Source organism: uncultured Parasphingorhabdus sp. (assembly GCF_963975555.1).
Classification (GTDB): domain Bacteria; phylum Pseudomonadota; class Alphaproteobacteria; order Sphingomonadales; family Sphingomonadaceae; genus Parasphingorhabdus.
Map to the genome: position 1 here is coordinate 170,478 of NZ_CAXBHH010000004.1, position 24,186 is coordinate 194,663.

The 24,186-nt window shown below is 57.0% G+C and carries 28 protein-coding genes; 6 read left to right on the forward strand and 22 right to left on the reverse strand.

What is annotated here, in order from left to right:
* Nucleotides 1-10 precede the first annotated feature (10 nt).
* Both AAC060_RS10625 and AAC060_RS10630 read left to right on the forward strand, forming a co-directional pair.
* On the forward strand, nucleotides 11-976 hold the full coding sequence (locus AAC060_RS10625; RefSeq protein WP_339825914.1) for an SPFH domain-containing protein: 966 nt from the start codon (nucleotides 11-13) through the stop codon (nucleotides 974-976).
* Between the two features lie 26 nt (nucleotides 977-1,002).
* Nucleotides 1,003-1,482 carry an NfeD family protein gene (locus tag AAC060_RS10630; RefSeq protein ID WP_339825917.1) on the forward strand — a complete coding sequence of 160 codons (480 nt, stop codon included), beginning with the start codon at nucleotides 1,003-1,005 and terminating at the stop codon, nucleotides 1,480-1,482.
* Here AAC060_RS10630 and AAC060_RS10635 read toward each other — a convergent pair.
* Together AAC060_RS10635 and AAC060_RS10640 are read right to left on the reverse strand one after the other, a co-directional pair.
* Nucleotides 1,472-1,852, reverse strand: a complete 381-nt coding sequence (locus AAC060_RS10635) for a hypothetical protein (protein WP_339825920.1) — start codon at nucleotides 1,850-1,852, stop codon at nucleotides 1,472-1,474. The genes AAC060_RS10630 and AAC060_RS10635 overlap by 11 nt on opposite strands.
* 27 nt (nucleotides 1,853-1,879) lie before the next feature.
* On the reverse strand, nucleotides 1,880-2,455 hold the full coding sequence (locus tag AAC060_RS10640) for a DUF937 domain-containing protein (protein WP_339825923.1): 576 nt from the start codon (nucleotides 2,453-2,455) through the stop codon (nucleotides 1,880-1,882).
* Between the two features lie 247 nt (nucleotides 2,456-2,702).
* Here AAC060_RS10640 and AAC060_RS10645 point away from each other — a divergent pair, with 247 nt between their 5' ends.
* Together AAC060_RS10645 and AAC060_RS10650 are read left to right on the forward strand one after the other, a co-directional pair.
* Nucleotides 2,703-3,068, forward strand: a complete 366-nt coding sequence (locus AAC060_RS10645) for a DUF3597 domain-containing protein (protein ID WP_339825926.1) — start codon at nucleotides 2,703-2,705, stop codon at nucleotides 3,066-3,068.
* 40 nt (nucleotides 3,069-3,108) lie between these two features.
* The gene (locus AAC060_RS10650) at nucleotides 3,109-3,774 is read left to right on the forward strand and encodes a uracil-DNA glycosylase (protein ID WP_339825928.1); all 666 of its coding nucleotides are present in this window, start codon (nucleotides 3,109-3,111) and stop codon (nucleotides 3,772-3,774) included.
* Here AAC060_RS10650 and aguB read toward each other — a convergent pair.
* The 6 genes from aguB to rpsD form a co-directional block, all read right to left on the reverse strand.
* The gene (aguB, locus tag AAC060_RS10655; protein WP_339825930.1) at nucleotides 3,747-4,595 is read right to left on the reverse strand and encodes an N-carbamoylputrescine amidase; all 849 of its coding nucleotides are present in this window, start codon (nucleotides 4,593-4,595) and stop codon (nucleotides 3,747-3,749) included. The genes AAC060_RS10650 and aguB overlap by 28 nt on opposite strands.
* Before the next feature lie 18 nt (nucleotides 4,596-4,613).
* Nucleotides 4,614-5,471, reverse strand: a complete 858-nt coding sequence (locus AAC060_RS10660; protein WP_339825932.1) for a hypothetical protein — start codon at nucleotides 5,469-5,471, stop codon at nucleotides 4,614-4,616.
* Between the two features lie 77 nt (nucleotides 5,472-5,548).
* A complete protein-coding gene (locus AAC060_RS10665; RefSeq protein WP_339825934.1) occupies nucleotides 5,549-7,069 on the reverse strand; it encodes an FMN-binding glutamate synthase family protein in 1,521 nt (506 codons plus the stop codon).
* A 68-nt stretch (nucleotides 7,070-7,137) separates the two neighbouring features.
* On the reverse strand, nucleotides 7,138-8,121 hold the full coding sequence (locus AAC060_RS10670) for an agmatine deiminase family protein (protein ID WP_339825936.1): 984 nt from the start codon (nucleotides 8,119-8,121) through the stop codon (nucleotides 7,138-7,140).
* A gap of 15 nt (nucleotides 8,122-8,136) precedes the next feature.
* Nucleotides 8,137-9,813: a M28 family metallopeptidase gene (locus AAC060_RS10675; RefSeq protein WP_339825938.1), complete on the reverse strand. Its 1,677-nt coding sequence runs from the start codon at nucleotides 9,811-9,813 to the stop codon at nucleotides 8,137-8,139.
* A gap of 192 nt (nucleotides 9,814-10,005) precedes the next feature.
* The gene (rpsD, locus tag AAC060_RS10680; RefSeq protein ID WP_339825940.1) at nucleotides 10,006-10,620 is read right to left on the reverse strand and encodes a 30S ribosomal protein S4; all 615 of its coding nucleotides are present in this window, start codon (nucleotides 10,618-10,620) and stop codon (nucleotides 10,006-10,008) included.
* Between the two features lie 219 nt (nucleotides 10,621-10,839).
* Between rpsD and AAC060_RS10685 the strand changes: the two genes are divergently transcribed.
* Nucleotides 10,840-11,148 (forward strand): chorismate mutase, encoded by a 309-nt coding sequence (locus AAC060_RS10685; RefSeq protein WP_339825943.1) that lies wholly within the window; start codon nucleotides 10,840-10,842, stop codon nucleotides 11,146-11,148.
* Between the two features lie 9 nt (nucleotides 11,149-11,157).
* Here AAC060_RS10685 and AAC060_RS10690 read toward each other — a convergent pair whose 3' ends face one another.
* The 14 genes from AAC060_RS10690 to AAC060_RS10755 form a co-directional block, all read right to left on the reverse strand.
* Entirely contained in the window at nucleotides 11,158-11,901 is a 744-nt protein-coding gene (locus AAC060_RS10690; RefSeq protein ID WP_339825945.1) for an RNA methyltransferase, read from the reverse strand.
* Nucleotides 11,898-12,359 (reverse strand): transcriptional regulator NrdR, encoded by a 462-nt coding sequence (nrdR, locus tag AAC060_RS10695; protein WP_339825947.1) that lies wholly within the window; start codon nucleotides 12,357-12,359, stop codon nucleotides 11,898-11,900. The genes AAC060_RS10690 and nrdR overlap by 4 nt, the downstream gene beginning before the upstream one ends.
* 15 nt (nucleotides 12,360-12,374) lie before the next feature.
* Complete coding sequence (gene glyA, locus AAC060_RS10700) at nucleotides 12,375-13,682, reverse strand: serine hydroxymethyltransferase (RefSeq protein ID WP_339825949.1); 1,308 nt, start codon at nucleotides 13,680-13,682, stop codon at nucleotides 12,375-12,377.
* On the reverse strand, nucleotides 13,679-14,131 hold the full coding sequence (rpiB, locus tag AAC060_RS10705; protein ID WP_339825952.1) for a ribose 5-phosphate isomerase B: 453 nt from the start codon (nucleotides 14,129-14,131) through the stop codon (nucleotides 13,679-13,681). The genes glyA and rpiB overlap by 4 nt, the downstream gene beginning before the upstream one ends.
* A gap of 112 nt (nucleotides 14,132-14,243) precedes the next feature.
* A complete protein-coding gene (locus tag AAC060_RS10710) occupies nucleotides 14,244-16,184 on the reverse strand; it encodes a potassium transporter Kup (protein WP_339825954.1) in 1,941 nt (646 codons plus the stop codon).
* A gap of 155 nt (nucleotides 16,185-16,339) precedes the next feature.
* Entirely contained in the window at nucleotides 16,340-16,996 is a 657-nt protein-coding gene (locus AAC060_RS10715) for a tetratricopeptide repeat protein (RefSeq protein ID WP_339825957.1), read from the reverse strand.
* Complete coding sequence (locus AAC060_RS10720) at nucleotides 16,993-17,412, reverse strand: cytochrome c-type biogenesis protein (RefSeq protein ID WP_339825960.1); 420 nt, start codon at nucleotides 17,410-17,412, stop codon at nucleotides 16,993-16,995. Before AAC060_RS10720 ends, AAC060_RS10715 begins: the two co-directional genes overlap by 4 nt.
* The gene (locus AAC060_RS10725) at nucleotides 17,409-17,936 is read right to left on the reverse strand and encodes a DsbE family thiol:disulfide interchange protein (protein WP_339825962.1); all 528 of its coding nucleotides are present in this window, start codon (nucleotides 17,934-17,936) and stop codon (nucleotides 17,409-17,411) included. The genes AAC060_RS10720 and AAC060_RS10725 overlap by 4 nt, the downstream gene beginning before the upstream one ends.
* Nucleotides 17,933-19,870, reverse strand: a complete 1,938-nt coding sequence (locus tag AAC060_RS10730; RefSeq protein WP_339825965.1) for a heme lyase CcmF/NrfE family subunit — start codon at nucleotides 19,868-19,870, stop codon at nucleotides 17,933-17,935. The genes AAC060_RS10725 and AAC060_RS10730 overlap by 4 nt, the downstream gene beginning before the upstream one ends.
* A complete protein-coding gene (gene ccmE, locus AAC060_RS10735; protein ID WP_339825967.1) occupies nucleotides 19,867-20,316 on the reverse strand; it encodes a cytochrome c maturation protein CcmE in 450 nt (149 codons plus the stop codon). Before ccmE ends, AAC060_RS10730 begins: the two co-directional genes overlap by 4 nt.
* The gene (locus AAC060_RS10740; RefSeq protein ID WP_339825969.1) at nucleotides 20,313-20,444 is read right to left on the reverse strand and encodes a heme exporter protein CcmD; all 132 of its coding nucleotides are present in this window, start codon (nucleotides 20,442-20,444) and stop codon (nucleotides 20,313-20,315) included. The genes ccmE and AAC060_RS10740 overlap by 4 nt, the downstream gene beginning before the upstream one ends.
* Nucleotides 20,441-21,160, reverse strand: coding sequence for a heme ABC transporter permease CcmC (ccmC, locus tag AAC060_RS10745; protein ID WP_339825971.1), 720 nt, complete (start codon nucleotides 21,158-21,160; stop codon nucleotides 20,441-20,443). Before ccmC ends, AAC060_RS10740 begins: the two co-directional genes overlap by 4 nt.
* A gap of 172 nt (nucleotides 21,161-21,332) precedes the next feature.
* Complete coding sequence (locus AAC060_RS10750) at nucleotides 21,333-23,000, reverse strand: SulP family inorganic anion transporter (RefSeq protein WP_339825974.1); 1,668 nt, start codon at nucleotides 22,998-23,000, stop codon at nucleotides 21,333-21,335.
* A gap of 11 nt (nucleotides 23,001-23,011) precedes the next feature.
* On the reverse strand, nucleotides 23,012-23,332 hold the full coding sequence (locus AAC060_RS10755) for a helix-turn-helix transcriptional regulator (protein ID WP_339825977.1): 321 nt from the start codon (nucleotides 23,330-23,332) through the stop codon (nucleotides 23,012-23,014).
* A gap of 278 nt (nucleotides 23,333-23,610) precedes the next feature.
* On the opposite strand from AAC060_RS10755, the gene AAC060_RS10760 reads away from it, so the two are divergent.
* Nucleotides 23,611-24,120 (forward strand): DUF983 domain-containing protein, encoded by a 510-nt coding sequence (locus AAC060_RS10760; RefSeq protein WP_339825980.1) that lies wholly within the window; start codon nucleotides 23,611-23,613, stop codon nucleotides 24,118-24,120.
* The last annotated feature ends 66 nt before the right edge of the window (nucleotides 24,121-24,186 follow it).

Sequence of the window (24,186 nt, forward strand, 5' to 3'; positions counted from 1 at the left end):
GAGAATGGAAATGGGCGTTTCACTATTATTATTGGTGCTATTGGTCACCATCATCTATCTTTTTGCGAGCATCAAGATCGTCCGCCAGGGCTATCATTATACAATCGAATATTTTGGCCGTTTCACGACGACCGCCCAGCCGGGATTCAATTTCTATCCGGCGTTTCTCTACCGCGTCGGCCGCAAGGTCAACATGATGGAACAGGTGCTTGATATTCCGGGCCAGGAAATCATCACCAAGGACAATGCGATGATCTCCACCGACGGCGTGGTGTTCTTCCAGGTGCTCGACGCAGCCAAGGCCGCCTATGAGGTCAATGATCTCTACAACGCGATCCTCAACCTCGTCACCACCAACCTGCGCACCGTGATGGGTTCGATGGACCTTGATGAAACACTCTCCAAGCGCGACGAGATCAACGGCCGGCTGCTGACCGTGATTGACGATGCGACGACGCCCTGGGGGATCAAGATCACCCGGGTCGAGATCAAGGACATCCGTCCGCCGCAGGATATCATCAACGCGATGGCCCGACAGATGAAGGCAGAACGTGAAAAACGCGCCAACATCCTCGATGCCGAAGGCGCACGCGCTTCCGAAATCCTGCGCTCCGAAGGCGAGAAGCAGGGCCAGATCTTGCAGGCTGAAGGCCGCAAGGAAGCAGCCTTCCTCGACGCAGAAGCCCGCGAACGTGAGGCTCAGGCCGAAGCAAAAGCAACCCAGATGGTGTCCGAGGCGATTGCCGGCGGCAACGCACAGGCGATCAACTATTTTGTCGCTCAGGATTATGTGAAGGCAGTCGAAAAATTCGCTACGTCGCCGAACGCCAAAACCATATTATTCCCGATAGAAGCCACGCAGCTGATCGGAACATTGGGCGGCATTGGCGCTTTGGCCAAAGAAGCACTCGGCGAAAATACCCAGATGTTTTCACCACCCGCGCGCAAAGGTCCTTTCGACAACAAGGACAAGTGAGGCGAAGAGAAAGCAGAGCATAAGCAATGGATGACTTCACGATCAGCAACCCGGAATATGTCTGGCTGGGCCTAGCCGCGCTGCTTGCGCTGGCGGAGCTGTTCGTGCCCGGCGTCTTCCTGATCTGGGTGGCGGCAGCAGCGGCTGTGACCGGAATCCTGTCGCTGTTCATCGACATGACCTTTGCCGGTCAGCTGACCGTATTTGGCCTGTCGACGATAGCCGCGGTGCTCGGCGGGCGGCGCTGGTATCTGACGCACAATGTCGAAAGCGAAAGCCCGCTGCTCAACAACCGTTCGGCGCAACTGGTCGGACGGACTGTAACCGTTGTGGAGGCGGTTTCTGCCACCAGCGGACGGGTGAAGGTCGCCGATGGCGAATGGAAAGCCAAAGGGCCGAACATGAAAAAAGGGACCGTTGCAAAGGTTGCAGCGGTAGAAGGCGGTGTCCTCCGGCTGGAAGCGCTGGAAGACACCGCAATATTGGAATCCAAACCTATTTCTTGAAGAAACCCTTGGCCATATTGGTAATGTCGTTGAGCGGATTGCCATCGCCATCGCGATCCAGAAATCCGGTGACCTTGCCCAGTATACCGTCATCGCCGGTCAGCTTGTCCATCAGACTTCCCTCGCCATCAAGTCCGGCTTTTTCTGCCAGTGCCGGCAACAGGCCTTTGAGCTTTTCGGCATCAACACCAGCTTCGGCGGCGGCTTCCTTGACTGCGGTCATCTTGTCGGTGCTGCCGTCGCGCAATTTTGCGAACAGCGCCTCACCGCCCTTTTTGGCTTCCTCCGCCGTCATTCCGGCTTTTTCCGCAATGTCGTCGATACTGAAATTCTCAGGCAGCATATCCATGATTTTTTCGAGCATGCTCATAATTTATATCCTTCAATAAAAGTCGGTTTAGCGGACCAGTTTGCCGGCCATGCCGATGATGTCATCCAGAGGATTGCCATCGCCGTTCAGGTCGAGCATCGAGGCGATACCGCCAAGACCTCCCGAAGACGCCTTGCTGCCGCCGCCGAGCAAACCGCCGATCAGGCCGCCCAGTCCGCTGCCGCTACCGGCGCTGTCCGAGCTTTCCTTGGCCATATATCCGGCCACCATCATCGCAACGACCGGCAGCATTTTCTTGAGCAAATCACTGCTGATCCCCGTCTGCTGTTCTGCGCCGGCTGCGACGGTCCGGCTGACTTCCTTGGAACCGAATATCTGGCCGAGCACTTCATTGCCCTTGTCCACCGGCGTGGGCTGCGTACCCAGCACGCTGTCGAGCAGTCCGCCACCACCGAGCTGACCGAGCAATCCGCCTAGCCCGTCGAGGCCGCTTGGTTGCGCCTGGGTCGTCTTCTTGAAGCCGCCCAATATGGCAGGCAGCAATGCTGCGGCGCCCGCTTGTGCGACGCTTTCGTTGACACCCAGTTCCTTGGCCATCGTGCCGATGCCACCCGACTGCTGCAACATATCCATAATATTCATCGTCGCTCTCCTTCATTGCCATGACGGCATGGTTCGATTCTTTACTTGTCAGGACCTTAGCATATTTTCGCGACAGAAACCGGCCAATCCGCGGATTTACGAGTGTTTACACATTGGGGATGGCGGATAAGCGTCGTTGCCGGAGAGCGGCAATTGACTCCGCACCGGCTAGCACCGAGATATCTATTCAAGGGCGCGGTCACGTGAAAGCGGAACGCAAGGCCCCTAATATATAAAGGAACAAGACATGAGCATTTTCGGAAAAATCAAGAACGCGATTTTTGGCGGCGAAGCCAAAGCAGCAGAACCCGAAGTCAAAGCTGCACCGGTTGCAGCAGCCCCGACTGAACGAGCGGCGATCAGCGAAGTAGACGTTGCCTCACGGCTCGACAGCATCCCGGGCTCGGACAAGCTCAACTGGCGCACTTCGATTGTCGACCTGATGAAACTCGTCCAGATCGATGCCAGCTATGGCAACCGCAAGGAACTGGCGCAGGAACTCGGCAACAGCGACTATAGCGGGTCTGCGGAAGACAATATCCTGCTGCACAAGCAGGTCATGAACAAGATCGCTGCAGCCGGCGGCATCGTTCCGGCTGAACTGAAAGACTAATCATCTGGACGACAAGTCCGTTTGAAATTAGGCGGGGGCTGTGAGCGATCATAGCCCCCTTCTTTTTGCAGAAGCCCCGAAAGGCTGTCGCCGCTGCCCGAGACTGGTTGGCCTGCGGAAATCTTTGCGCAAGGACCATCCGGACTGGTGGAACGCACCCGTCCCCGCCTTTGGTGACCCGAAGGCATGGCTCGCCGTGGTAGGCCTCGCGCCCGGCACAGAAGGCGCCAACCGGACCGGCAGACCGTTTACCGGCGACGCCTCGGGCGAGATGCTATTCGCCACTTTGACCAAATTCGGATTTGTCGATGGTGTGTTTGCCAATGCCCCTACCGACGGGATCACCCTGAACGGCGCAATCATTCTCAACGCCGTCAAATGCCTGCCGCCGGAGAACAAGCCGACTGGCGCCGAGATCAGCAATTGCCGACCTTATCTCGCGAAGACGTTGGACGGATTGCCAGATCTGAAAATCATCCTGGCACTAGGCAGGGTCGCTCACGAGAGCATCATTCGCCTGTCCGGCGCAAAGCTCGCAGACCATAAGTTCGCCCATGGCGCAAAGCACGAGCTACCCGATGGCCGCACCCTGATCGACAGCTATCACTGCAGCCGGTATAATGTGAATACACGGCGGTTGACAGTGGAGATGTTTGAGGAAGTGTTCGAGCAGGCGGCCTATTTATCCTCGGCCAACCGCCCATAAAGCTCCGGACGCCGGTCCCTGAAAAATCCCATGCCAGCGCGGTGCTTGCGCGCCTGATCGAGATCGAATGATGCTGTCAGAACGCCGGTTTCCTGCGAGCCATATTCCGTCACCAGATCACCCCATTCATTGGTGATGAAACTGTGTCCGTAAAAGGCCTGCTCCTCTTCGACACCGATGCGGTTGCTCGCGACCACCGGCATGCAATTGCTCACGGCATGGCCCTGCATCGCCCGCCGCCACATCCGGCTGGTGTCTAGGTCTGCGTCATAAGGTTCCGAACCGATCGCAGTGGGATAGAAGAGGACTTCCGCGCCCATCAGTGCCATTGCCCGTGCGGTCTCCGGATACCATTGATCCCAGCAGATGCCGACGCCGATCCGGGTGCCGAACACGTCCCAGATCTTGAAACCTGAATTGCCGGGGCGAAAGTAGAATTTTTCCTCATAACCGGGACCGTCGGGAATATGGCTTTTGCGATAGACGCCCATGATCTCGCCATCGGGATTGATCATCGCAAGGCTGTTATAATGATGCGGTCCGTCGCGTTCGAAGAAACTGGCGGGGATGGCAACGCCATATTGCCTGGCGAGCTTCTGCATGGCGAGCACCGGGGTGCTCTCGCCCACTGGCTGGGCCAGAGCGAATAGCGCCTCGTCCTCGGTCTTGCAGAAATAGGGACCGGCAAACAGCTCGGGGGGCAGGATGATCTGCGCGCCCTGCTCCGCCGCTTCGGCGATCAGGCCGCTGACGGCATAGATATTTGTCTGTTCATCGCCGCCCAGGGGCAGCTGCAGGGCTGCTACGGATATATTGGTCATAGCAGCCCCATTAGCGGCTTAAGGGCGCTTCTTAAACAATAATGTCATCCGGTCGGATTCACCGATAGCTTCATATTTGGCTTTGTCGGTATCGCCTGACGACAGCACCGGCGGCAAAGTCCACACGCCGCCTGGATAATCGGACATATCAGCCGGATTGGCGTTGATTTCGGATTGGCTGACCAGTTCAAAACCGTTCAGTTCGAACAGGGCTACGACCGACCCCTGTTTCAGATAGCCTTTCGAGCCGTTGGACATGGCGTAGGAGGCATCCTTCTTGGCGCGGTGCTGGACAATCCCGACCATGCCGTCATCGGCTAGCATGTCGCGCAAGGCGCGGAGTTCGGAGTCGGCCCGGCTGCCGTTGAGCATGCCGTGCAAGGAGCGGAAGATCAGTATCCGGTCGACCTTGCCCTTCATCTCGTCCGGCATTTCGTCGCTTTCGAAGGCGAGTATCTTGCCGGCATCAACGCCTGTCCACTTGGCTGCTGTCGCCGGGAAACTCTCAGGCCAGCCCTTGGTCCGTGCTTCGCGGGCACGATCCGGAAAGCTGCTGTCGGAACTGTCGGCGTTGATCGCAACATATTGCCCGCTAGCGGCCAGATAGGGCGCCAACACGCGCGTATACCAGCCACCGCCGGGTCCATATTCGACGACGGTCTGCCCGGGTTTGACGCCAAAGAAAGCAAGCGTCTGTGCAGGATGGCGATAAACATCGCGGGCCTTGTCGTCGGCGCGTCGATTATGCGACAATACCGTCTGCAGGCCGGCATCGGTCATCGCAGCACCATTTTTTGCCTGTTGGTCGGCAGCCGCCGGAACGGCCGTTCCCAGCATTGCCAGCGCGGCGCTCGCCATCAGTAATTTTTTCATCATCTTGTTCCTCTAAAATAGTCGGGATCTGTTCTTCCTGCCTGCTAGTCTATGCGAAGATAGCCCGGACTCAATATGTTTTATAGAGCCCTATCCATAGACGGTCTATATTGCATCAGGACGTCTGGCCTCGGGTATAATTCGTCAAAAGGCACGGAATTTCCAGTATCCTGCACAATCCGGACATGTTTCCGGCCAAGTTTCCGCGGCTCGTCAACGCCGCAACTATGCGCGATCACCTCCACTTCGTGGACAATATTCCTGCAGTAATTAGCGACTTTCACTTTCTTGTCCTGCGGATCGAGACCGCGCTGCAGGCGCGGATTGTGGGTGGTAATCCCGGTCGGGCAGCTATTCTTGTTGCATTTCAGCGACTGGATACAGCCGAGCGAAAACATGAACCCGCGCGCTGTGTTTACGAAATCGGCGCCCGCACAAATTGCCCAGGCGGCGCTGGACGGTGTGATCCGTTTGCCCGAGGCGATAATCTTGATCCGGTCGCGCAAGCCATAGCGGTGGAAGATATCGGATAGCATCGGCAGGCTTTCCTTCAACTGCAATCCGACATTGTCCATCAGCGGCATTGGCGCTGCACCTGTGCCGCCATCCCCTCCATCCAGCGTGAAAAAGTCCGGAGCACTCTCGATCCCGCGCTCGTGGATGGCTTCGCACAATTGCTCGAGCCAGCCATAAGCACCGACCACAGCCTTGATACCAGTCGGCTTGCCGGTCACTTCCCGTACGTGGTGGATGAAATCGAGCAATTGATCGACGCTGTTGATCTCGGGATGGCGGTTGGGCGATATACTCGGCTGCCCCTCGGTTATGCCGCGGATTTCCGCGATCATCCGGTTCACCTTCTCGCCAGGTAATATCCCGCCCTTGCCTGGTTTGGCGCCTTGCGACAGCTTTATCTCGAACATCCTGACCTGTTCGTGCGCAGCGACCGCTCGCAGCTTGTCATCGCTCAGACTGCCATCCGCATCGCGCACGCCATATTTCGCGGTGCCGATCTGGAAAACAATATCGCAGCCCCCTTCCAGATGAAAAGGCGACAGACCGCCCTCCCCTGTATTCATCCAGCAACCCGCCATTTTTGCACCGTGTGAAAGCGCCTGAACCGCAGGAACGGACAAGGCGCCGAAGCTCATCGCGGAGATATTGAAGAAGGATGTGGCTTCGTAAGGATGTCTGGAATATTCCCCGATGACACATGTCGTGGTTTCCGCTGCATCGGTCTCAAGCGTCGGAAATGGACAATTGACAAAAATCGCCGTGCCGGCGGGATCCAGATTCTTGGTCGATCCGAATGCAATCGTATTGTCCATGCCTTTACCGGCCCGTGTCACCCATTCCCGTTCGGCCCGATTGAACGGCATTTCTTCCCGATCCATGGCGAAGAAATATTGCCGGAAAAATTCACCAAGAGTGGAGAAAATATGACGAAAGCGGCCAATAACCGGATAGTTCCGCCGCACTGCATCCTGCTTCTGCGTGATATCGATAATGAACAGGATAACGACAGCGGCCATTCCCAGCCCGAGCAGCAGGATAAAAATATAGGTCAGTGCGCTCAATACGCTCAGAATTCCGTCCGTCATCAATCGTCCTCTCAACTGGTAGAAGCTTGCGCCGTCCAGACAGAGGTTCGCTCAAATCAGCAATCGGGTTACGCTTGCTGCGGAATCTGTTGAGAAATGCAGTGGAAACTGCCGCCGCCGCGGAGCAGCGCTTTGCTGGACAGGCCAATCACCTTGTGATCAGGAAACAGCGCGGCGATCTTGTCGACCGCCTTGCTGTCGTTTGCAGCCCCATATTGGGGAACCGCCACAACCGTATTACCGATATAGAAATTCATATAGCTGGCCGGCGCGATGTCACCGTCGACTTCATATCGCCCCGCCGATGGCAAGCGCACGACCTGCAAGCCCGATGAAGCGGCTCGCGCTGCTGCATCGTCAAAGATCGCTTCGTTGGGATCATCCGATTGGTCTGCTTGCGGGATTGCGACCGTGCCAGGTGCAACGAAACGGGCGAGATTGTCGACATGGCCATCGGTATGGTCGGCAGCCAGCCCGTCTCCGAGCCAGCAGATATCCTGCACCGCCAGAGCATCGCGCAACCGTTCGGCAACCTGCTCTTTACCAAACCGGTCATTGCGATTGGAGTTGAGCACGCATTGCGCAGTCGTGATCAGTCGGCCAGCGCCATCGCCATCGATAGCGCCTCCTTCCAATATCCAGCCTTGGTCGCTGACCGGCAGGTCGAACCGCCTCGCCAGCCGCTCGCCGATATCCTGATCACCGGCCATTTCATATTTGCCGCCCCAGCCGTTGAAGCGAAAGTTCCGGCCATCAAGGCCCTTCTGGCCCGCTACAAAAACCGGCGCGCTATCGCGCAGCCAGACATCGCCAAAGGGTTCGACAACCACGTCCACGCACGACTGGACCAGTCCGCGCGCGACATCTGCGTCCGCAGTATCACGGCAAACGAGAACAACTTTCTCGCCAGCGCCGTCATCCGCTACCGCATTGGCAAAGGCCGCCACTTCGCGTTGCGCCGCCTCCCGGCCCACCGGCCATTCCGCCGGATCGCCGGGAAAGCCGATCCATACCGCCTGATGCGGTTCCCACTCTGCGGGCCATCTCGTCATGCGTGTCGTCCGGAATCAGTTGCCGGCGCGGCTTTTGTCCCGCGTTGCACGGAATTCGTCGCCATCGTTCCAGTTCGGCCAGTCTTCGGTCATTGCCAACATCCGCGCGACGGTATAATAGATCTTCAGATCGCCCATCACGCCGTCCCAGTTCCAGTTCGGATCATATTCGTCCTTCGGGCCATGATAGCGGTTTTCGGTATAGTCTTTCGAAATCGCTTCACCGGCTTCCCGGCCACCGTCGACGAGATCCTCGCCGCCTTCGAAATAGATCATCGGCACGCCAAGCTTAGCGAAGCTGAAATGATCGGAACGATAATAGAATCCCTTCTCCGGTGTCGGTTCGGCTTCGGCCACGCGGCCATCCCCGGTCAGTGCCGCTTCAAGATAGCGATCCAGCCCGGATTTCCCTTTACCGACCACAATCACATTCTTGGCGGGTCCGGCCATGCCGAACGCATCCATGTTCACGCCGCCAACGGTCTTGCTAAGCGGATAGATCGGATTTTGCGCATAATAAGCCGAACCCAGTAGACCAGACTCCTCGGCGGTTACGGCAAGGAAGATAATGCTGCGATCCGGCGCGCCGGCTTTGACATGGGCTTCCGCCAGAGCGACCAACGCCGCCGTACCGGTAGCATTGTCGACCGCACCATTGCAGATATCATCGCCATCGGGTGCCGGCTTGCAGCGACCGAGATGGTCCCAATGCGCGGTATAGATCACATATTCGTCGGGACGGGTCTTGCCCTTCAAAATACCGACAACATTCTTGCTGTCGGTTTTCTTAATGTCATTCTCGAGCGAAGCGGATGCTTTCAGTTTCAGGTCAATCGCCTTGAAACCCTTTTTCTTCGCCGCCGCCATTTGCGCGGTCAGGTCATGCCCGGCTGCCGCAAAAATCTTGGCCGCAGCATCCTTCTGGATCCAGCCGTTCAATTTGGTCTGGTCCGCGCCGCCATTGGCCGACTGGGCGTAAAATTGTTCTCCGGTCCAACTCGACTCGACAACATTCCAGCCGTAAGCTGCCGGATCGGTATCATGGATGATCAAAGCCGCCGCAGCGCCCTGCCGTGCCGCTTCTTCATATTTATAGGTCCAGCGCCCGTAATAGGTCATCGCCCGGCCACCAAATTCGCCTTCAAGGCTTTCGGTGCCGAAATCGGGATCATTCACCAAGATAACGACGGTCTTGCCTTTGACATCGACCCCGGCATAATCGTTCCAGCCGCGCTCGGGAGCGTTGATGCCATAGCCGACAAACACCATGTCACTACCGGCAACGTCGATCTTCGGCTGCTCCTGATAACTCGAGACGACATAGTCACTGCCAAAAGCAAAAGACAAATCGCTCTTTCCGCCGCTGATTTTCAGGGGAGACATGTTTTTCGAGGTAATCCCGACCAGCGGTACATCCTGGAACCAGCTATCGCCATTGCCCGGCTCCAGTCCGGCTTCGGCAAATTTCTTGGTCAGCAGCGCAAGGGTTTTCTCCTCGCCCGGCGTGCCGGGTGCCCGGCCTTCATAGGCGTCAGAAGAAAGCTCTTCAGTGATCGACTTCATTGTCTCGACCGACAATTCGGGTGCCGCGATTTCGGGCAGCGCGACAGCGGCATCGCCTTCATCAATTTTCGTGCAACCGGCCAGTACCAGCGATGGCGCCAGCAACGCCCAAAGCGATCGTTTCAACATATAGCTATCCTTCTAAAATTCTCTGTTTCAAAAAACATTAGCTGCTCAATGCCAGACGCGTTTCAGCAAGGCAAGAAGCGAACGGTTCACCCATCGCGTTACCATCCATCGCAGCACGGGAAAGATATGGAACGCGAAAAAAAAGGGCCGCTCGTTGGAGCCGCCCTTTTTCGTAAATATCGTTGAAAACAATCAGCGCGAATAGAATTCGACGACCAGATTGGGTTCCATTGTCACCGGATAAGGTACTTCATCCAGTGTCGGGATGCGGACATAGGTTACCTTGTCCGTGCCATCTGGCGTAACATATTCAGGAATATCACGCTCTGGCAGGCTCTGCGCTTCGATAACGAGCAGCATTTCCTGTGCCTTGGCACTCAGAGAGATCACGTCGCCCGGTACAACCTTGCGCGATGCAACATTACATTTGACGCCGTTTACCCGGATATGTCCGTGGCTCACGAGCTGACGGGCAGAAAAGATGGTCGGCGTGAATTTGGCGCGATAGACAACCATATCGAGACGCTGCTCGAGCAGGCCGATCAGATTCTGGCTGGTATCGCCTTTCATCGCTGCGGCTTCTTTATAAGCGCGACGGAACTGCTTTTCCGTCACATCGCCATAATAGCCCTTGAGCTTCTGCTTGGCGCGCAACTGGATACCGAAGTCGGAAAGCTTGCCCTTGCGACGCTGACCGTGCTGGCCTGGGCCATAGTCGCGACGATTGACAGGAGATTTGGGACGACCCCAAATATTCTCGCCCATACGGCGATCGAGCTTATATTTGGAACTGGTACGTTTGGTCATATGAATGACTCCTCATTTGCTGTTTCTAAGTCTTCCCGGAACGCACCATCAAAACCTTGATTTTGATGCGGCCACCGCTTCACCGGGGTGCGGAGCCAATTGCAAGAGCGGGCCTATGGCGAGCAAAGCTGCGATTGTCAACATCGTTAGGCCGCGAAAATCTTGCCAATATGACTGGCAGGTCTCGACTCTCTGTCTCGTGATGATTAATGGGCTGGCATGAATGATCCCAAGCCCTTGCCGCCCATGGAAACCATGACCGATGTCCGCGAACAAGTGGACCGTATCGACTCGGAAATCATCGCTCTGATGGCCCAGCGTTTTGCCTGCATGGATGCAGCCGCCCGGATCAAACAGGATCGCAACGTCGTGCGTGATGAAGCGCGCAAGGCGGCTGTTCTTCAGAATGTCAAACATCTGGCAGAAGAAGCCGGGATTCCGGTCCCGACGATGGCCGCGATCTGGGAAATGCTGGTGGAAACATCGATCAGCTACGAATTGCAGAAATGGGACCAGCTGCGCAAATAGCGCCTGTCATCAGGGCTTTTCAGCTTTATCCTTGCGTGGTGGCCGTTCCAGCGAAGATATAACCCCACGCCAGGTCTTGACCTCTTCATTCGTCCATGCCGGTTTGGTCAGCATATTGCGAAGCGTCACTTTCGTCGCTCCAGCCCGTTCCGCCGGATAGAAATAGCCGTTCTTGTCCAGCGCCCGCTCGAGATGTTCATAAAACATATCCAGCTCTTTCTGCGGAGCCGGTTCAGCCAGTTTCTTTTCCAGCGTCGGCTGGACATTGGCGACGCTGTCCATTTTGGATATTTCATAAGCCACAAGGATGACCGCCTGGGCCAGATTGAGCGATCCGAATTCCGGATTGATCGGTACCGTAATGATCTTGCGGGCCAATTCGACGTCGACAACTTCCAGACCCGCCCGTTCCGGTCCGAACAATATCGCGCATTTGCCGCTCGCTTGCGCCATGTCTTCGGCCGCTTCCCAAGGTGTAAGCACCGTCTTGGTCATCCCCCGCTTGCGGACGGTTGTTGCATAGACATGAGCGCAGTCAGCCACCGCCTCGGCGGTAGTTTCAAAGACCTGCGCCTGTTCCAGAACCAGATCCGCGCCGGAAGCCGATGGGCCGGCATCCGGATTGGGCCAGCCGTCCCGCGGCTTGACAATGCGCATCTCGGTCAGGCCAAAATTCAGCATCGCCCTTGCGGCCTTGCCGATATTTTGACCGAGCTGCGGGTTCACCAATATGATTGCGGGCTGGTTGCTCACGCTCCGTCGACGTCTTTCACGCTCCGGGCAAATTCTTTGAAATCCTTGGCCTCGGTGAAATCCTTGTAGACCGAAGCAAAGCGGATATAGGCGACGCTGTCGAGCGCCTTCAGGCCGTCCATCACCATTTCACCAATTCGCTTGGAAGGAATTTCGGTTTCGCCGCTAGTTTCCAGCTGGCGCTGGATGCCCGAAACGAGCTGATCCATCTGCTCCTGCGCCAGACCGCGTTTGCGGCAAGCGAGGGATACCGACAGATCGATCTTCGACCGGTCAAACGGTTCCTTGCGGTCCTCGCTTTTGACCACCGTTATTTCACGCAACTGCACGCGTTCAAAGGTCGTGAACCGCGCGCCACAGCCTTCGCACTGACGCCGGCGTCTGATCGTTGTATTGTCCTCGGTCGGACGGCTGTCTTTGACCTGGCTGTCGTCATGGGCACAAAAAGGGCAACGCATGTTATGCTGTTCCGATCAATCCTGGTAAATCGGGAAACGGTCGCAAAGCGCCTGTACCCGCTCACGCACATCTGCTTCGATCCCAGGATCACCGCCCTCGCCTTTTTCGCGCAGCCCGTCCAGCACATCCGCGACCATATCGCCAATGAGTTTAAACTCTGCCGGACCAAAGCCGCGGGTCGTACCGGCGGGCGATCCGACCCGGATACCGCTGGTTTTCATCGGTGGCTGTGGATCATTGGGGATGCTGTTCTTGTTGCAGGTGATCCCTGCCCGTTCGAGCGCTTCATCGGCATCACGACCGGTGATTCCCAGAGGTGATAGGTCGATCAGCGCGAGGTGGGTGTCCGTACCGCCAGCCACCACGTCGGCGCCGCGTTCTTTCAGCGTTGCAGCCAGAATTTTCGCATTTTCAATCACCGCAGCGCAATAGCTGGTGAATTCGGGACGGAGTGCTTCGCCAAAGGCAACCGCTTTGGCAGCGATCACATGCATCAACGGGCCGCCCTGGAGACCAGGGAAAACCGCAGAATTGATTTTCTTGGCAATGGCTTCGTCGTTGGTCAATATCATGCCGCCGCGCGGTCCGCGCAGGGTTTTGTGGGTCGTGGTGGTGACGACATCGGCATAGCCCAGCGGACTGGGGTGCAGGCCGGTGGCAACCAGTCCGGCGAAATGCGCCATGTCGACCATGAACAAGGCTCCGACGGCGTCGGCAATCGCGCGGAATTTGGCAAAATCAATGTGGCGCGGATAGGCGGAACCACCGGCGATGATCAATTTCGGCTGATGTTCTCGGGCGAGCGCTTCGACTTCTTCATAGTTGATCAGATGATCGTCATCATTCACGCCATATTGGATTGCGTTGAACCATTTGCCCGACTGGGCCGGCTTGGCGCCATGGGTCAGATGGCCTCCGGCATCCAGCGACATGCCCAGAATGGTGTCGCCCGGCTTGACCAGCGCGAGCATCACCGCGCCATTGGCCTGCGCTCCGGAATGCGGCTGCACATTGGCAAAGCCGCAATCAAACAACTGCTTGGCGCGTTCGATCGCCAGTGTCTCGACCGCATCCGACGGCGCGCAGCCCTGATAATAGCGGCGTCCGGGATAGCCTTCGGCATATTTGTTAGTGAAGACAGAGCCCTGCGCCTGCAGCACCGCCTTGGAAACGATATTTTCAGAAGCGATCAGTTCGATCTGGTTCTGCTGACGTGCCAATTCGGAATTGATCGCTCCGGCAACCGCCGGATCACTTTCATCCACCGAAAAGTCAAAGAAACCGGTCTGTCTGACATCCTGTATATCGGCAACGTTGCTCATGCGCTTAATCCTTCAACTTGGGGGGCGGACAATTTATCGACCCGGCGCTGATGCCGGTCGCCGCCAAATGGGGTTTTCAAAAAGATGTCGAGACAGTCTTTTGCGATTTCGATGCCGACCAGCCTTGCGCCCATGGCGATCACATTTGCGTCATTATGTTCCCGCGATAGTCTGGCTGACAGACTTTCGGAAACCAGCGCGCAGCGACAGGCGGGATTGCGGTTGACGGCGATCGAGATGCCGATACCCGAACCGCAGAGCGCTACGCCCCGTTCGGCGCGGCCCGATGCCACTTCGGCGGCCAGTTTATAGCCAAAATCGGGATAGTCGACGCTGTCGCCGGTCATCGGCCCGAGGTCCGTAACATCATGGCCTGCGTCATTCAGCCAGTCGACCAGAGCGGCCTTCATATCCAGAGCGGCATGATCAGAGGCAATAGCGATGCGCATGGGCATTTCCTGTAGCGAGAATCGGATGGCCGCTATTTAGTAGACAGCGCCCCGATAGGCCACCGAATATTTGACGCGGCGCAAAGCCGTCAAAGGCCGGCTGGCGACGCCGTCAGATTTCCATCTGGCTCCCGAGCTCTACCACCCGGTTGGTGGGCAGCTTGAAAAACTCCATTGCGGTCGCAGCGTTGCGCAACATCCAGGCAAAGAGCTTCTCTCGCCAGACCATCATCTCGGGTTTTTTCGACGGCAGCAAGGTCTGGCGCGACAGGAAAAAGCTTGTCGTCATCATGTCGAATTCCATGCCGCAGCCCTTCACCGCTTTCAGAGCCTCGGGCACATCGGTTTCCTGCATGAAGCCAAAATGGAGAATGAGACGATAGAAACCGTTGCCAAGATCCTTCACTTCGCAGCGTTTGTTGGCGTCGACCGTCGGAACATCGTTGATGTTGACGGTGAGAATGACCACCCGTTCATGGATGACCTTGTTATGCTTGATATTATGAAGCAGCGCCGATGGTACGCCAGCGGATGAGGACGCCATGAAAATGGCCGTTCCGGGGACCCGGGTAGCGCTGTTGGCGGCTGATTTCGTGAATATCTCGATCGGCATGGCCGCTTCCGCCATGTTTTTACGCATGATCTGGCGCCCTTTGGCCCATGTCGTCAGGATGATGAAAGCGACACCGCCAACGGCCAGCGGGAACCAGCCGCCATCGGGAACCTTGGTCAGGTTCGCCGCGAAATAGGCGCCATCGACAATGAAGAAAACGGCCAGCAGCGGAATGGTAATCCACAATTTCCATTTCCAGAGAACCACCATCACGATAGCCAGCAAGCAGGTGTCGATGAACATCGCGCCGGTAACCGCTATCCCGTAAGCCGAGGCCAGATTGCTCGAACTCTGGAAGGTCAGCACCAGCAGGATCACCGCAATCATGATCGCCCAGTTGACGAAGGGGATATAGATCTGGCCCGCTTCCGACGCGCTGGTGTGCTTGATCGTCAGACGCGGAATAAAGCCGAGCTGGATAGCCTGGTGCGTCACCGAGAAAGAGCCCGAAATAACAGCCTGGCTGGCAATGAATGTCGCCATGGTCGCCAGTATCACGAGCGGCAGACGAAGCACTTCCGGCGCCATGATGAAGAACGGGCTTTTGATCGCTTCGGTCGCGCCCACGGCATCCAGAGACAGGATCATCGCGCCCTGGCCGAAATAATTGCACAGCAAAGCCGGCATCACGAAACCATACCAGGCAACCCGCATCGGCTTTTTGCCGAAATGGCCCATGTCGGCAAACAGGGCTTCGGATCCGGTAACCGCGAGAACAACAGAGCCGAGGGCCAGAAACGCCTTCACCCCGTCGGTGATGAAAAACTGGACGGCATACCAGGGATTGAAAGCGAACAGAATCGAAGGATGCTGGATAATCTGGATGATGCCCAGCGTGCCGATGACGGCAAAATAAACGAACATCACCGGCGCGAACAGCGCGCCGATTTTGGCGGTACCGCGGGACTGGATCAGGAACAGCATTACCAACAGGGTGAGCGCGATCGGAATGACGAGATGGCCCAATCCGGGCTGCACGACGGCGAGACCTTCGACCGCCGACAGAACCGAAATAGCCGGCGTGATCATGCTGTCGCCGTAAAACAGCGCCGTCGCGAATACGCCGAGCAATATCGCCAGCCAGCCATATTTTGATCGTCGCATCACGCCGGATATCAGCGCCACTAGTGCCAGGCTGCCGCCCTGCCCCTTGTTGTCCGCGCGCATGGTGATGCTGACATATTGGATCGTCACAACCAGCGTCATCGACCAGAAAATCAGGCTGACCACACCGAGAACATGGATACGGTCCAGTTCCAGCGGGTGGGCACCGATAAACGTTTCGCGAAACGCGTATAGCGGGCTTGTACCAATGTCACCGAACACGATCCCGATCGCGCCTGCGGCAAGCTTGGCTATGGCAGTGTTTCGCTGTGGCGACCCGTGCGTTTGCACCGTGCTGCCTGACGATTCTGCACTTTCGGTTTGTTCTGCAGACATTGGTTAGCCGTTAAGGCGATACCCCGATCAATTTGGACACAACAAGCTATTTACTGGCATTCGTGTCAGCAAGCGCGCGCGATTAGCACGGGCCATTAGCGGGTGCAACAAAGCGACGGGCAGCTAATATCAACTCGTTCATATCACAAGGTTTTTTACTGCTCAGTTGGCAATCCGGGCTCGACGGGGAGCGATGGTTGGATCTTTTCCATCGTCGCCAGTCGCGACTCGAGATCCGCTCGCCACGGGGCATCTTCGCTGCTCCGGGCCAACAATTCGGTCCAGATAGCCCGCGCCTGATCAATCTTGCCAGACTGCGCATAAGCAAGCCCCAGAAAAAACGGTGGTCCGGGATGTTCGGGTGACAGATCGGCGGCTTTCTGAAAGGCGAATTGCGCGGCCGGCGTGATCACGCCATCGGCGTGTACGACCAGCGCATTGCCCAGTCCGACCCACAGGTCGGGATCATCGGGATGTTCCCGCACCCCGTTGCGCAAATAATTCGCGGCCGCGCCATGCTTGCCTTGACGATTGAGGGAGTCGGAAAAGACCAGCCATTCCCGCGCGGTTCCGAAACGTTCGCCCATATCGTTGCGTGCATCGATTGTATCATCGTCAAAGCTATTGGGCTTTTCGGTCGGCTCGACCGAGACCCCGGCCATGCCGGGATGGCCCTGCCAGGCGTAGCCCGCAATACCAAGCAACAGCGCGGCAGCGGTAATTTCATATGTGGCGCGAGGCATTTTGCCCAAGAAGATCAGCGCAGCAGCACAAACCAGTACAAATACAAAAATTATGATCCAGCCCATCATTCATCATCCTTGGGTTTGCGGAAACGCCCGCGCGCCAGCCACAAGGCGGCGAGCAGAAGGATGATCGGCGCCATCCATAGCGGCCATGTGACCGCCGAAGCTATCGGCGGATTGTAGGACACCCAGTTGCCATAGCGTTCTACCAGCCAGCTTCTGACGGCTTCCGGGCTTTCCCCGGCTGCAATTTTCTCCCGCACCTGGCTGCGCATATCACCGGCCATCGGCGCGTTGCTGTCGGCAATCGACTGGCTCTGGCATTTGAGACAGCGCAGTTCATCCATCAGGTCACGCGCGGCGGCTTCCTGTTGCGGGTCATCCAGTTGCCGGTTGGCATAAGGCGCAGGCGGCAAGCCGGTTTGTGCGGCGACCGGGACCGCAAGACCCATGATGATCAGCAGAGCGAGGAAACGCTTCATTTCGCGTCCTCCAGCAATTTCAGAAGCTTGGGAACATCTTCTTCGCGGATATCTCCGATATGCTGGTGGACGATGATGCCATTGCCATCGATCACGAAAGTCTCCGGAACGCCGGATGAACCGAGTTCAAGCTGCACCTTGCTGGTCGTATCGGTACCGATCCGGGCATAAGGATTGCCCCAGCGGTTAAGGAAATTGGCGATATCTTCGGGCGTATCGCGGCTGGCGATCGCGTTGATCTCGACCCCGGCCTTCTGCAGCGCCAACAATTGTGGAGCTTCCGCAATACAAGGCACGCACCAGCTAGCGAAGATATTGAGCAATGTCGGCTTGCCCTTCGTGAGATCGGCGCTGCTAACGCCAGGCCGCTGCTCAACCGCAGCTGGCAAGGCAAATGCGGGCATCGGCTTACCCACCATCTTGCTCTCGATGATATTATCCTTGGGCATGATCAGACCGGTCGCGACTGCGGCGAAGAAAATGCCGAAAAGCACGAGCGGCAACCAGAGCAACCAGCGGTTCATACCATAGCCTCGGCATATTCCCGCTGCTTGCGCTGTTTATAGCCGCGCCGCAACCGGCCGGCCATGGCCATAAATCCACCCAGCGCGATCAATATTCCACCGTACCAGATCCATGTCACAAATGGCTTCCACCAGACCCGAATCTGCCAGCGCCCCTCGCTGTCCCCATCACCCAGCACCACATAAAGCTGCCCGTTCCAGCGCGTTAGCAAAGCGGCTTCGCTGGTTTGGGTCTGGGCTGCAGGAAACATGCGGTTCTGCGGCTTGATTTCATGCACCGTTCCGTCGCCATATTGCGCAGTAATCCGGCTTTCTAGCGCGGTCCAGTTGGGACCTGCCATCGGTTCGATTGCTTCAAATTTCAATTTCCATTTGTTGATGGAAATTTCGTCACCCGGCTTTGCCGCTACCAGATTTTCTTCGGTAAAGCTGCTATCGCAAGCCATGCCGACCAGAGCGACCGCGATGCCGAAATGGGCAAGGACCATGCCATAGGTGTGGAGCGGTGTGCGCCGCAGGTTACGCTTCCACAAGGGCGCGAAACTGGCCACCGCGACACCGGCTGCCAGTGCCAGTCCGAGCAACGCGAGGACCGACATGCCGGTGGTGAACAAAGCCAGTGAAAACAGGGCAGCAGCAGTGATCAATATCGGAATCGAAATACGGTTTAACAATGTCTTCGGATTATCCCGTCGCCAGCGCAACAGCGGGCCGGCCGCCATCACCGCGACCAGCATCAGCGCTAGCGGTCCGGTCGCCAGATTGAAATAGGGAGGGCCGACGGACAGCTTGTCCCCGGTCAATGCTTCGACCAGCAACGGATAGAGCGTACCAATGAACACCAGCGCCAAAATAACCGATAGTAGTAGGTTGTTGGCGACCAGCGCCCCTTCCCGGCTGACCAGTTCGAACCGCGATCCTTCTTTCACGGTGCTGACGCGCAACGCAAACAAAGCCATGGCGCCACCGATATAAATGGCGAGCAGAGCCAGAATGAAGCTGCCTCTTTCCGGATCGACGGCAAAGGCGTGAACGCTGGTCAAAATGCCGGAGCGTACGAGGAATGTACCGATCATCGACATCGAGAAAGCGACCACAGCCAGCATCAGCGTCCACGCGCGCAATCCGTCGCGTGTCGCCAGAACGGTTACCGAGTGGAGCAGCGCTGTCGCTGCCAGCCAAGGCATGAGCGCGGCATTCTCGACCGGGTCCCAGAACCACCAGCCGCCCCAGCCCAGTTCGTAATAGGCCCAATAGCTGCCCGCCGTAATACCAAGCGTCAGGAATATCCAGGCGCCCAGCACCCATGGCCGCATCGCCTTGGCAAAGGCCGCGTCGACATCGCGGGTGATCATCGCCCCGACTGCGAAGGAAAAGGCTACCGAAAGTCCGACATAGCCGAAATAAAGCGTCGGCGGATGAAAAGCGAGACCGGGGTCCTGCAGCAGTGGATTGAGACCCTGGCCGTCCGCCGGTACCGGAAACATCCGCTCGAACGGATTGGATGATATCAACAGAAAAGCATAAAATCCCAGACTGATAAAAGCCTGTGCCGCCAGAGTTGCGACCAGCGTTCTGGTTTTCAGCGAGCGTTCGAATAATGCGATAAAGGCGCCGGCCACACCCATCACCGTCACCCAGAGCAGCATCGATCCTTCGTGATTGCCCCAGGTTCCGGAGAATTTGTAAATGAAAGGCTTCACCGAAACGCTGTTCATCACGACCAGCCGGACCGACATGTCGGAACGCAAGAACAGCCAGATCAGGAGCAGGAATGACAAGGCAACAAACACGCCCTGCGCGACCGTTACAGACCGGATTGCTGCAAAATATTCCTGTCGTCCAGTGCGCAAACCAATCGCGCCCAGAGCAAATTGAAGGAGCGCGAGCGCAGCGGCAAGCCATAGCGCGATCAGACCAGCTTCGGCGATCATTGGACCAGCGTCTCCGTTTTATCCTTGCCGGATGTCATATCAATGCCTTCCAGCTCTCGTGGGATGTAATTTTCATCATGTTTGGCGAGCAAAGTCTCGGCGACAAACATGCCGTTGGCGTCCAGCCGGCCGTCGGCGACGACACCCGAACCCTCGACAAACAGATCGGGCGTAATGCCGGTATAAGTGACCTTTTGCCGCGCGGTACCGTCCTGCACAATAAATTCTACCGTCACACCGTCAGCCGAGCGCTGGATCGAACCCTCTTCGACCATGCCGCCAAGGCGAATAGCCGAACCTGCTTCCGGTTTCTTTTCCGCAATATCCGACGGGGTGTAGAAATAGCTCGCCTGGTCCTGCAGCGCATAGGCGGCCAGCGAACCGGCCCCGATCAGTGCAACCACCGCCAGTAGAACCAGAGTCAATCTTTGATGTTTTGCTTTCATTTCCGCTTACTCAACTGCTCTGCCTTCCGTTCCGCCCGGCGCATCGCAACAAAACTGTTCACGATAACCGCTGCCGTGCCAATCAGCACTATGGCATAAGATGCAAAGACAAAAGGCCAGTGGTTCATTCGGCTGCCATCCTTTTCAGCCGGGCATCGACTTTGGTTTGCGCCAGACTGGCGCGCATCCGCATAAGCACAATCGCGCCGAATAGCAGAGAGAAACCTATCGCCGAAACCAATAGAGGCCATAAATAGAGAGCATCGATGGTCGATTTTCCCATGATGCTGATGCTCGTGCCCTGATGCTGGGTCTCCCACCATTCGACCGAAAAGCGGATGATCGGTAGATTGACGATACCGACGACACCGAAAATTGCGGCAATCCGGCTCTGGCCATTGGCCTTGCTCGTCTCGTTGGCCAGCACGATATAGGCAAGATAGAGAAAGAACAGCACCAGCATCGAGGTCAGACGACCATCCCAGACCCACCAGGTGCCCCATGCCGGACGCCCCCAGATCGATCCGGTGATCAGACATAAAAGGGAAAACAAAGCACCCGGAACCGCAATCGCGCGCGCCGCGTGCGACGCCAGCGGATGCCGCCAGATCAGTTCAGACACACTGGCAATAGCAATGCCGGACCATCCGGCCATGCCGAGCCACGCCATCGGCACGTGAACGAAAATGATCTTTACCGTATCACCCTGCAACCGCTCGGCCGGCGTCGCCCAAAGACCCCAGACGCAGGCAGCCAATACCATGGCGATGCCGCCGAACAGCAGAAACGGCGTCAGCGGCCTGGCGAGTGACAGGAAACGGGCGGGATTGGCATATGCGTGCATGGGTAAAGCGATATTGCCTCGGTTGCGGATGATCAACATCAATCGCGGGTTTCGATGGCAGAAGCGGGGCAAGGCGACAAGTGCTTTTGCAAATTGTGATCAGCGGCAACGCGGAAAATCCACAGACCGGCCGTTTCCCGACCACCATCCACGACCTTTATCCCCGCTCCGACTAGTGGACCGTTATCTTTGTCAATTCTTTGGCATGTTTCAGCGCGGCGGCATAATCGGCTTCGAAAAATATACCGGCTTTGTCATCGGACAAGCCGATACGCGCGAGCATTTTCTTCGGCTGAGACTGTACGCCGGACAAAATGATCTTGGCGCCAGAGACGCTGGCCTGTTCGATAAATTCCTCGATCATCGTCACCCCGCTGGCGTCGAGCATCGGCACAAGCCGCATGCGCAATATGATCACTTTGGGCGTGCGCCCGATCTTGCGCATGGCATCGAGCAATTCGCCTGCCACGCCAAAAAATACCGGCCCGCTGATCCGGAACACTTCGACGCCCTTCGGAAGATCATCGCGCTGCCCCAGATCATCGCCATCCAATTCGTCATCATGGTCCGGTGCATTGCCGTTATCGAAAAGGACGGTCTCGCTCATCCGCGCCATGAACAGGAGCGACGCCAGAGTGACCCCGACGCCGATCGCCACGGTCAAATCGACCAATACGGTCAGTCCGAAGGTCAGCAACAATACGGCCCGGTCACTATTCGGCATGCGCAGCAAGGCGATGAACCGGTCGATCTCGCACATGCCCCATGCGACGACGAACAGGATCGCGGCCAGCGCCGCCATCGGCACATAGGCCATCAGATCGCTACCGAATAAAATGAACGCCAATATGAACAGCGCGTGCATCATCCCGGCCACCGGAGTTTTCGCGCCGGCTTTGATATTCGTCGCTGTCCGCGCAATCGCGCCGGTTGCAGGCAGACCGCCGAACGCCACCGAGCCGAGATTGGCGATCCCCTGCCCGATCAGTTCCTGATTGGAGCGGTGGCGGGTACCGGTCATGCCGTCCGCGACGACCGCCGACAGCAGCGCCTCGATCCCGGCAAGAAAGGCGATGGTGAATGCCGAGGGCAGCAATTCCACTATCCTTGCCCAGGACAGGGCCGGCAGCGAAGGCATCGGCATCGTCGTCGGCATATCAGGGAAACGGGTACCGATGGTATCGACCGGAAGCTTGAGCAACGCGACCACCGCCGCCGCCAATATCAGGGCGATGAGGAAGCCCGGCAATCTGGGGGCGAATCTTCTCAGCGCGATAATCAGCGAAAAAGCACCGAGACCGACCAGCAAGGTCGCAACATGCACCGTTGATATCGCCCCGAAATAAGCCTGCCATTTGGGCAGAAATTCGGAAGGTACATTTTCGAGCGAAAGGCCCAGAAAATCCTTCACCTGACTGGAAGCGATGATCACGGCGATCCCGGCGGTAAAACCGGTCACCACCGGATGCGGGATGAACTTGATCAGGCGCCCGATCTTGAACGCCCCTGCCGCGATCAGGATCAGCCCCGCCATCAATGTCGCGACGAGCAGACCATCATAGCCGTGCTGGGCGATGACATTGAACACGACCACAACAAAAGCGCCCGTTGGTCCGCCAACCTGAACCCGGGAGCCGCCGAAAAACGAGATCAGAAAACCGGCAATAACGGCGGTGATCAAACCCTTGTCGGGCGATGCGCCGCTGGCAATAGCCAGCGCCATCGATAGGGGCAGCGCAACGATGGCAACCGTTAGCCCGGCAATGGCATCCGCTTTAAACAGGCCGGGGTTATAGCCTTCGCGCATGGTCGTGAGGATTTTGGGAGTGAAGCTATGCACCGGATGAACCTCTATTCTGCTTCTGCATCAGGCGTGGCCTTGTCGAACAGGATCGAACCGACTGCATTCGCCGTCCTGCCATCCATCGTTTCGCGCAAACGCACCCCGCGGCCGATGCCGATGCTCGACGCATTCTCGCCTATCAATTCGATCCCGCTATTTTCCAGCGCGCCGATAACCTTGACCAGTGTGTCAACGACCCCGCGCACCTGTCCGTCGGACGCCTCCATGCGCTGGATCGTCGGCAGAGAAAGCCCGGCCAGTTCCGCCAATTGCCTCTGATCGATACCCAGCATGGCTCGCGATGCCCGCATTTGTTGCGACGTGATCATTTATCTATCCATTATCATATATTAAACATCAAATATCAGTATTAACAATTTATTCTAATCCTGTATAGTGACCTTTCATCATTTATGGTGACTCGGGATCGGCGATCCGGACAAGAAAACAAACATGATGACGTTCACCTTGGCGATGCGGTCTGCACTTTGACTGACCCGCTCATCGCCATCACGGTCGCGGGAAGAGCATCCTGCGACTGTCAAATGCAAGCGGCTGGCACGAAGCCAGCCCATATTTCCAATGACAATTGGACGGGATAAAATTGATGGCCGGATTTGAGACTTTGCTGGATAGAATCGTTGACGATATGCCGGGCGAGGATGTTGTCGACCTGAATATAGCGGACGAATATAGCGCGCCTGATTTGCCTAAAACCGCTTTTCAGGCTGCCATCCGTGGCCTGCATGGCCGCTGCCCCAGCTGCGGTGAAGGCCAGATGTTTCCCCGGCTGCTCAAGCCGATCGAACATTGCCCGATCTGCGGTCAGGACTGGACCGCTCAGCAGGCGGATGATTTCCCGGCCTATGTCGCGATCATTGTGACCGGGCATATCCTGGCACCAGTCATCATTTTCATGATCAACGAAACCGATTTCTCCATGTGGACCAATCTGGCGATCATAATAACGCTGGCGCTCATTCTGCTGGGTTCGTTGCTGCAGCCGGCAAAAGGCGCGATCATTGCCATTCAGTGGTGGATGGGATTGCACGACTTTGAAAAGCCTCCCCGGCCAGCCGCTGCCGGAATACCCGATAATCGTCAGGATCAACGATAGCCGGAATTCCCGGAACGGACGCTCGTTCCCCACGCTGATTTTGCCAATTTTCGGCCTGTAACCGGA

Coding starts and splice junctions, on each gene's coding strand:
- AAC060_RS10665 (WP_339825934.1), bottom strand. CDS start 7,069: ATGACGGACGGAATTCTGAGCGTATTGAGCGCACTGACCTATATTTTT.
- AAC060_RS10730 (WP_339825965.1), bottom strand. CDS start 19,870: ATGATCGCCGAAGCTGGTCTGATCGCGCTATGGCTTGCCGCTGCGCTC.
- AAC060_RS10660 (WP_339825932.1), bottom strand. CDS start 5,471: ATGATGAAAAAATTACTGATGGCGAGCGCCGCGCTGGCAATGCTGGGA.
- AAC060_RS10670 (WP_339825936.1), bottom strand. CDS start 8,121: ATGACGAGATGGCCCGCAGAGTGGGAACCGCATCAGGCGGTATGGATC.
- AAC060_RS10715 (WP_339825957.1), bottom strand. CDS start 16,996: ATGATGGGCTGGATCATAATTTTTGTATTTGTACTGGTTTGTGCTGCT.
- AAC060_RS10635 (WP_339825920.1), bottom strand. CDS start 1,852: ATGAGCATGCTCGAAAAAATCATGGATATGCTGCCTGAGAATTTCAGT.
- AAC060_RS10720 (WP_339825960.1), bottom strand. CDS start 17,412: ATGAAGCGTTTCCTCGCTCTGCTGATCATCATGGGTCTTGCGGTCCCG.
- aguB (WP_339825930.1), bottom strand. CDS start 4,595: ATGACCAATATATCCGTAGCAGCCCTGCAGCTGCCCCTGGGCGGCGAT.
- AAC060_RS10625 (WP_339825914.1), top strand. CDS start 11: ATGGGCGTTTCACTATTATTATTGGTGCTATTGGTCACCATCATCTAT.
- AAC060_RS10685 (WP_339825943.1), top strand. CDS start 10,840: ATGAATGATCCCAAGCCCTTGCCGCCCATGGAAACCATGACCGATGTC.
- AAC060_RS10645 (WP_339825926.1), top strand. CDS start 2,703: ATGAGCATTTTCGGAAAAATCAAGAACGCGATTTTTGGCGGCGAAGCC.
- AAC060_RS10740 (WP_339825969.1), bottom strand. CDS start 20,444: ATGAACCACTGGCCTTTTGTCTTTGCATCTTATGCCATAGTGCTGATT.
- rpsD (WP_339825940.1), bottom strand. CDS start 10,620: ATGACCAAACGTACCAGTTCCAAATATAAGCTCGATCGCCGTATGGGC.
- AAC060_RS10725 (WP_339825962.1), bottom strand. CDS start 17,936: ATGAACCGCTGGTTGCTCTGGTTGCCGCTCGTGCTTTTCGGCATTTTC.
- AAC060_RS10755 (WP_339825977.1), bottom strand. CDS start 23,332: ATGATCACGTCGCAACAAATGCGGGCATCGCGAGCCATGCTGGGTATC.
- AAC060_RS10630 (WP_339825917.1), top strand. CDS start 1,003: ATGGATGACTTCACGATCAGCAACCCGGAATATGTCTGGCTGGGCCTA.
- ccmC (WP_339825971.1), bottom strand. CDS start 21,160: ATGCACGCATATGCCAATCCCGCCCGTTTCCTGTCACTCGCCAGGCCG.
- AAC060_RS10640 (WP_339825923.1), bottom strand. CDS start 2,455: ATGAATATTATGGATATGTTGCAGCAGTCGGGTGGCATCGGCACGATG.
- AAC060_RS10710 (WP_339825954.1), bottom strand. CDS start 16,184: ATGTCTGCAGAACAAACCGAAAGTGCAGAATCGTCAGGCAGCACGGTG.
- glyA (WP_339825949.1), bottom strand. CDS start 13,682: ATGAGCAACGTTGCCGATATACAGGATGTCAGACAGACCGGTTTCTTT.
- AAC060_RS10675 (WP_339825938.1), bottom strand. CDS start 9,813: ATGTTGAAACGATCGCTTTGGGCGTTGCTGGCGCCATCGCTGGTACTG.
- rpiB (WP_339825952.1), bottom strand. CDS start 14,131: ATGCGCATCGCTATTGCCTCTGATCATGCCGCTCTGGATATGAAGGCC.
- nrdR (WP_339825947.1), bottom strand. CDS start 12,359: ATGCGTTGCCCTTTTTGTGCCCATGACGACAGCCAGGTCAAAGACAGC.
- AAC060_RS10760 (WP_339825980.1), top strand. CDS start 23,611: ATGGCCGGATTTGAGACTTTGCTGGATAGAATCGTTGACGATATGCCG.
- ccmE (WP_339825967.1), bottom strand. CDS start 20,316: ATGAAAGCAAAACATCAAAGATTGACTCTGGTTCTACTGGCGGTGGTT.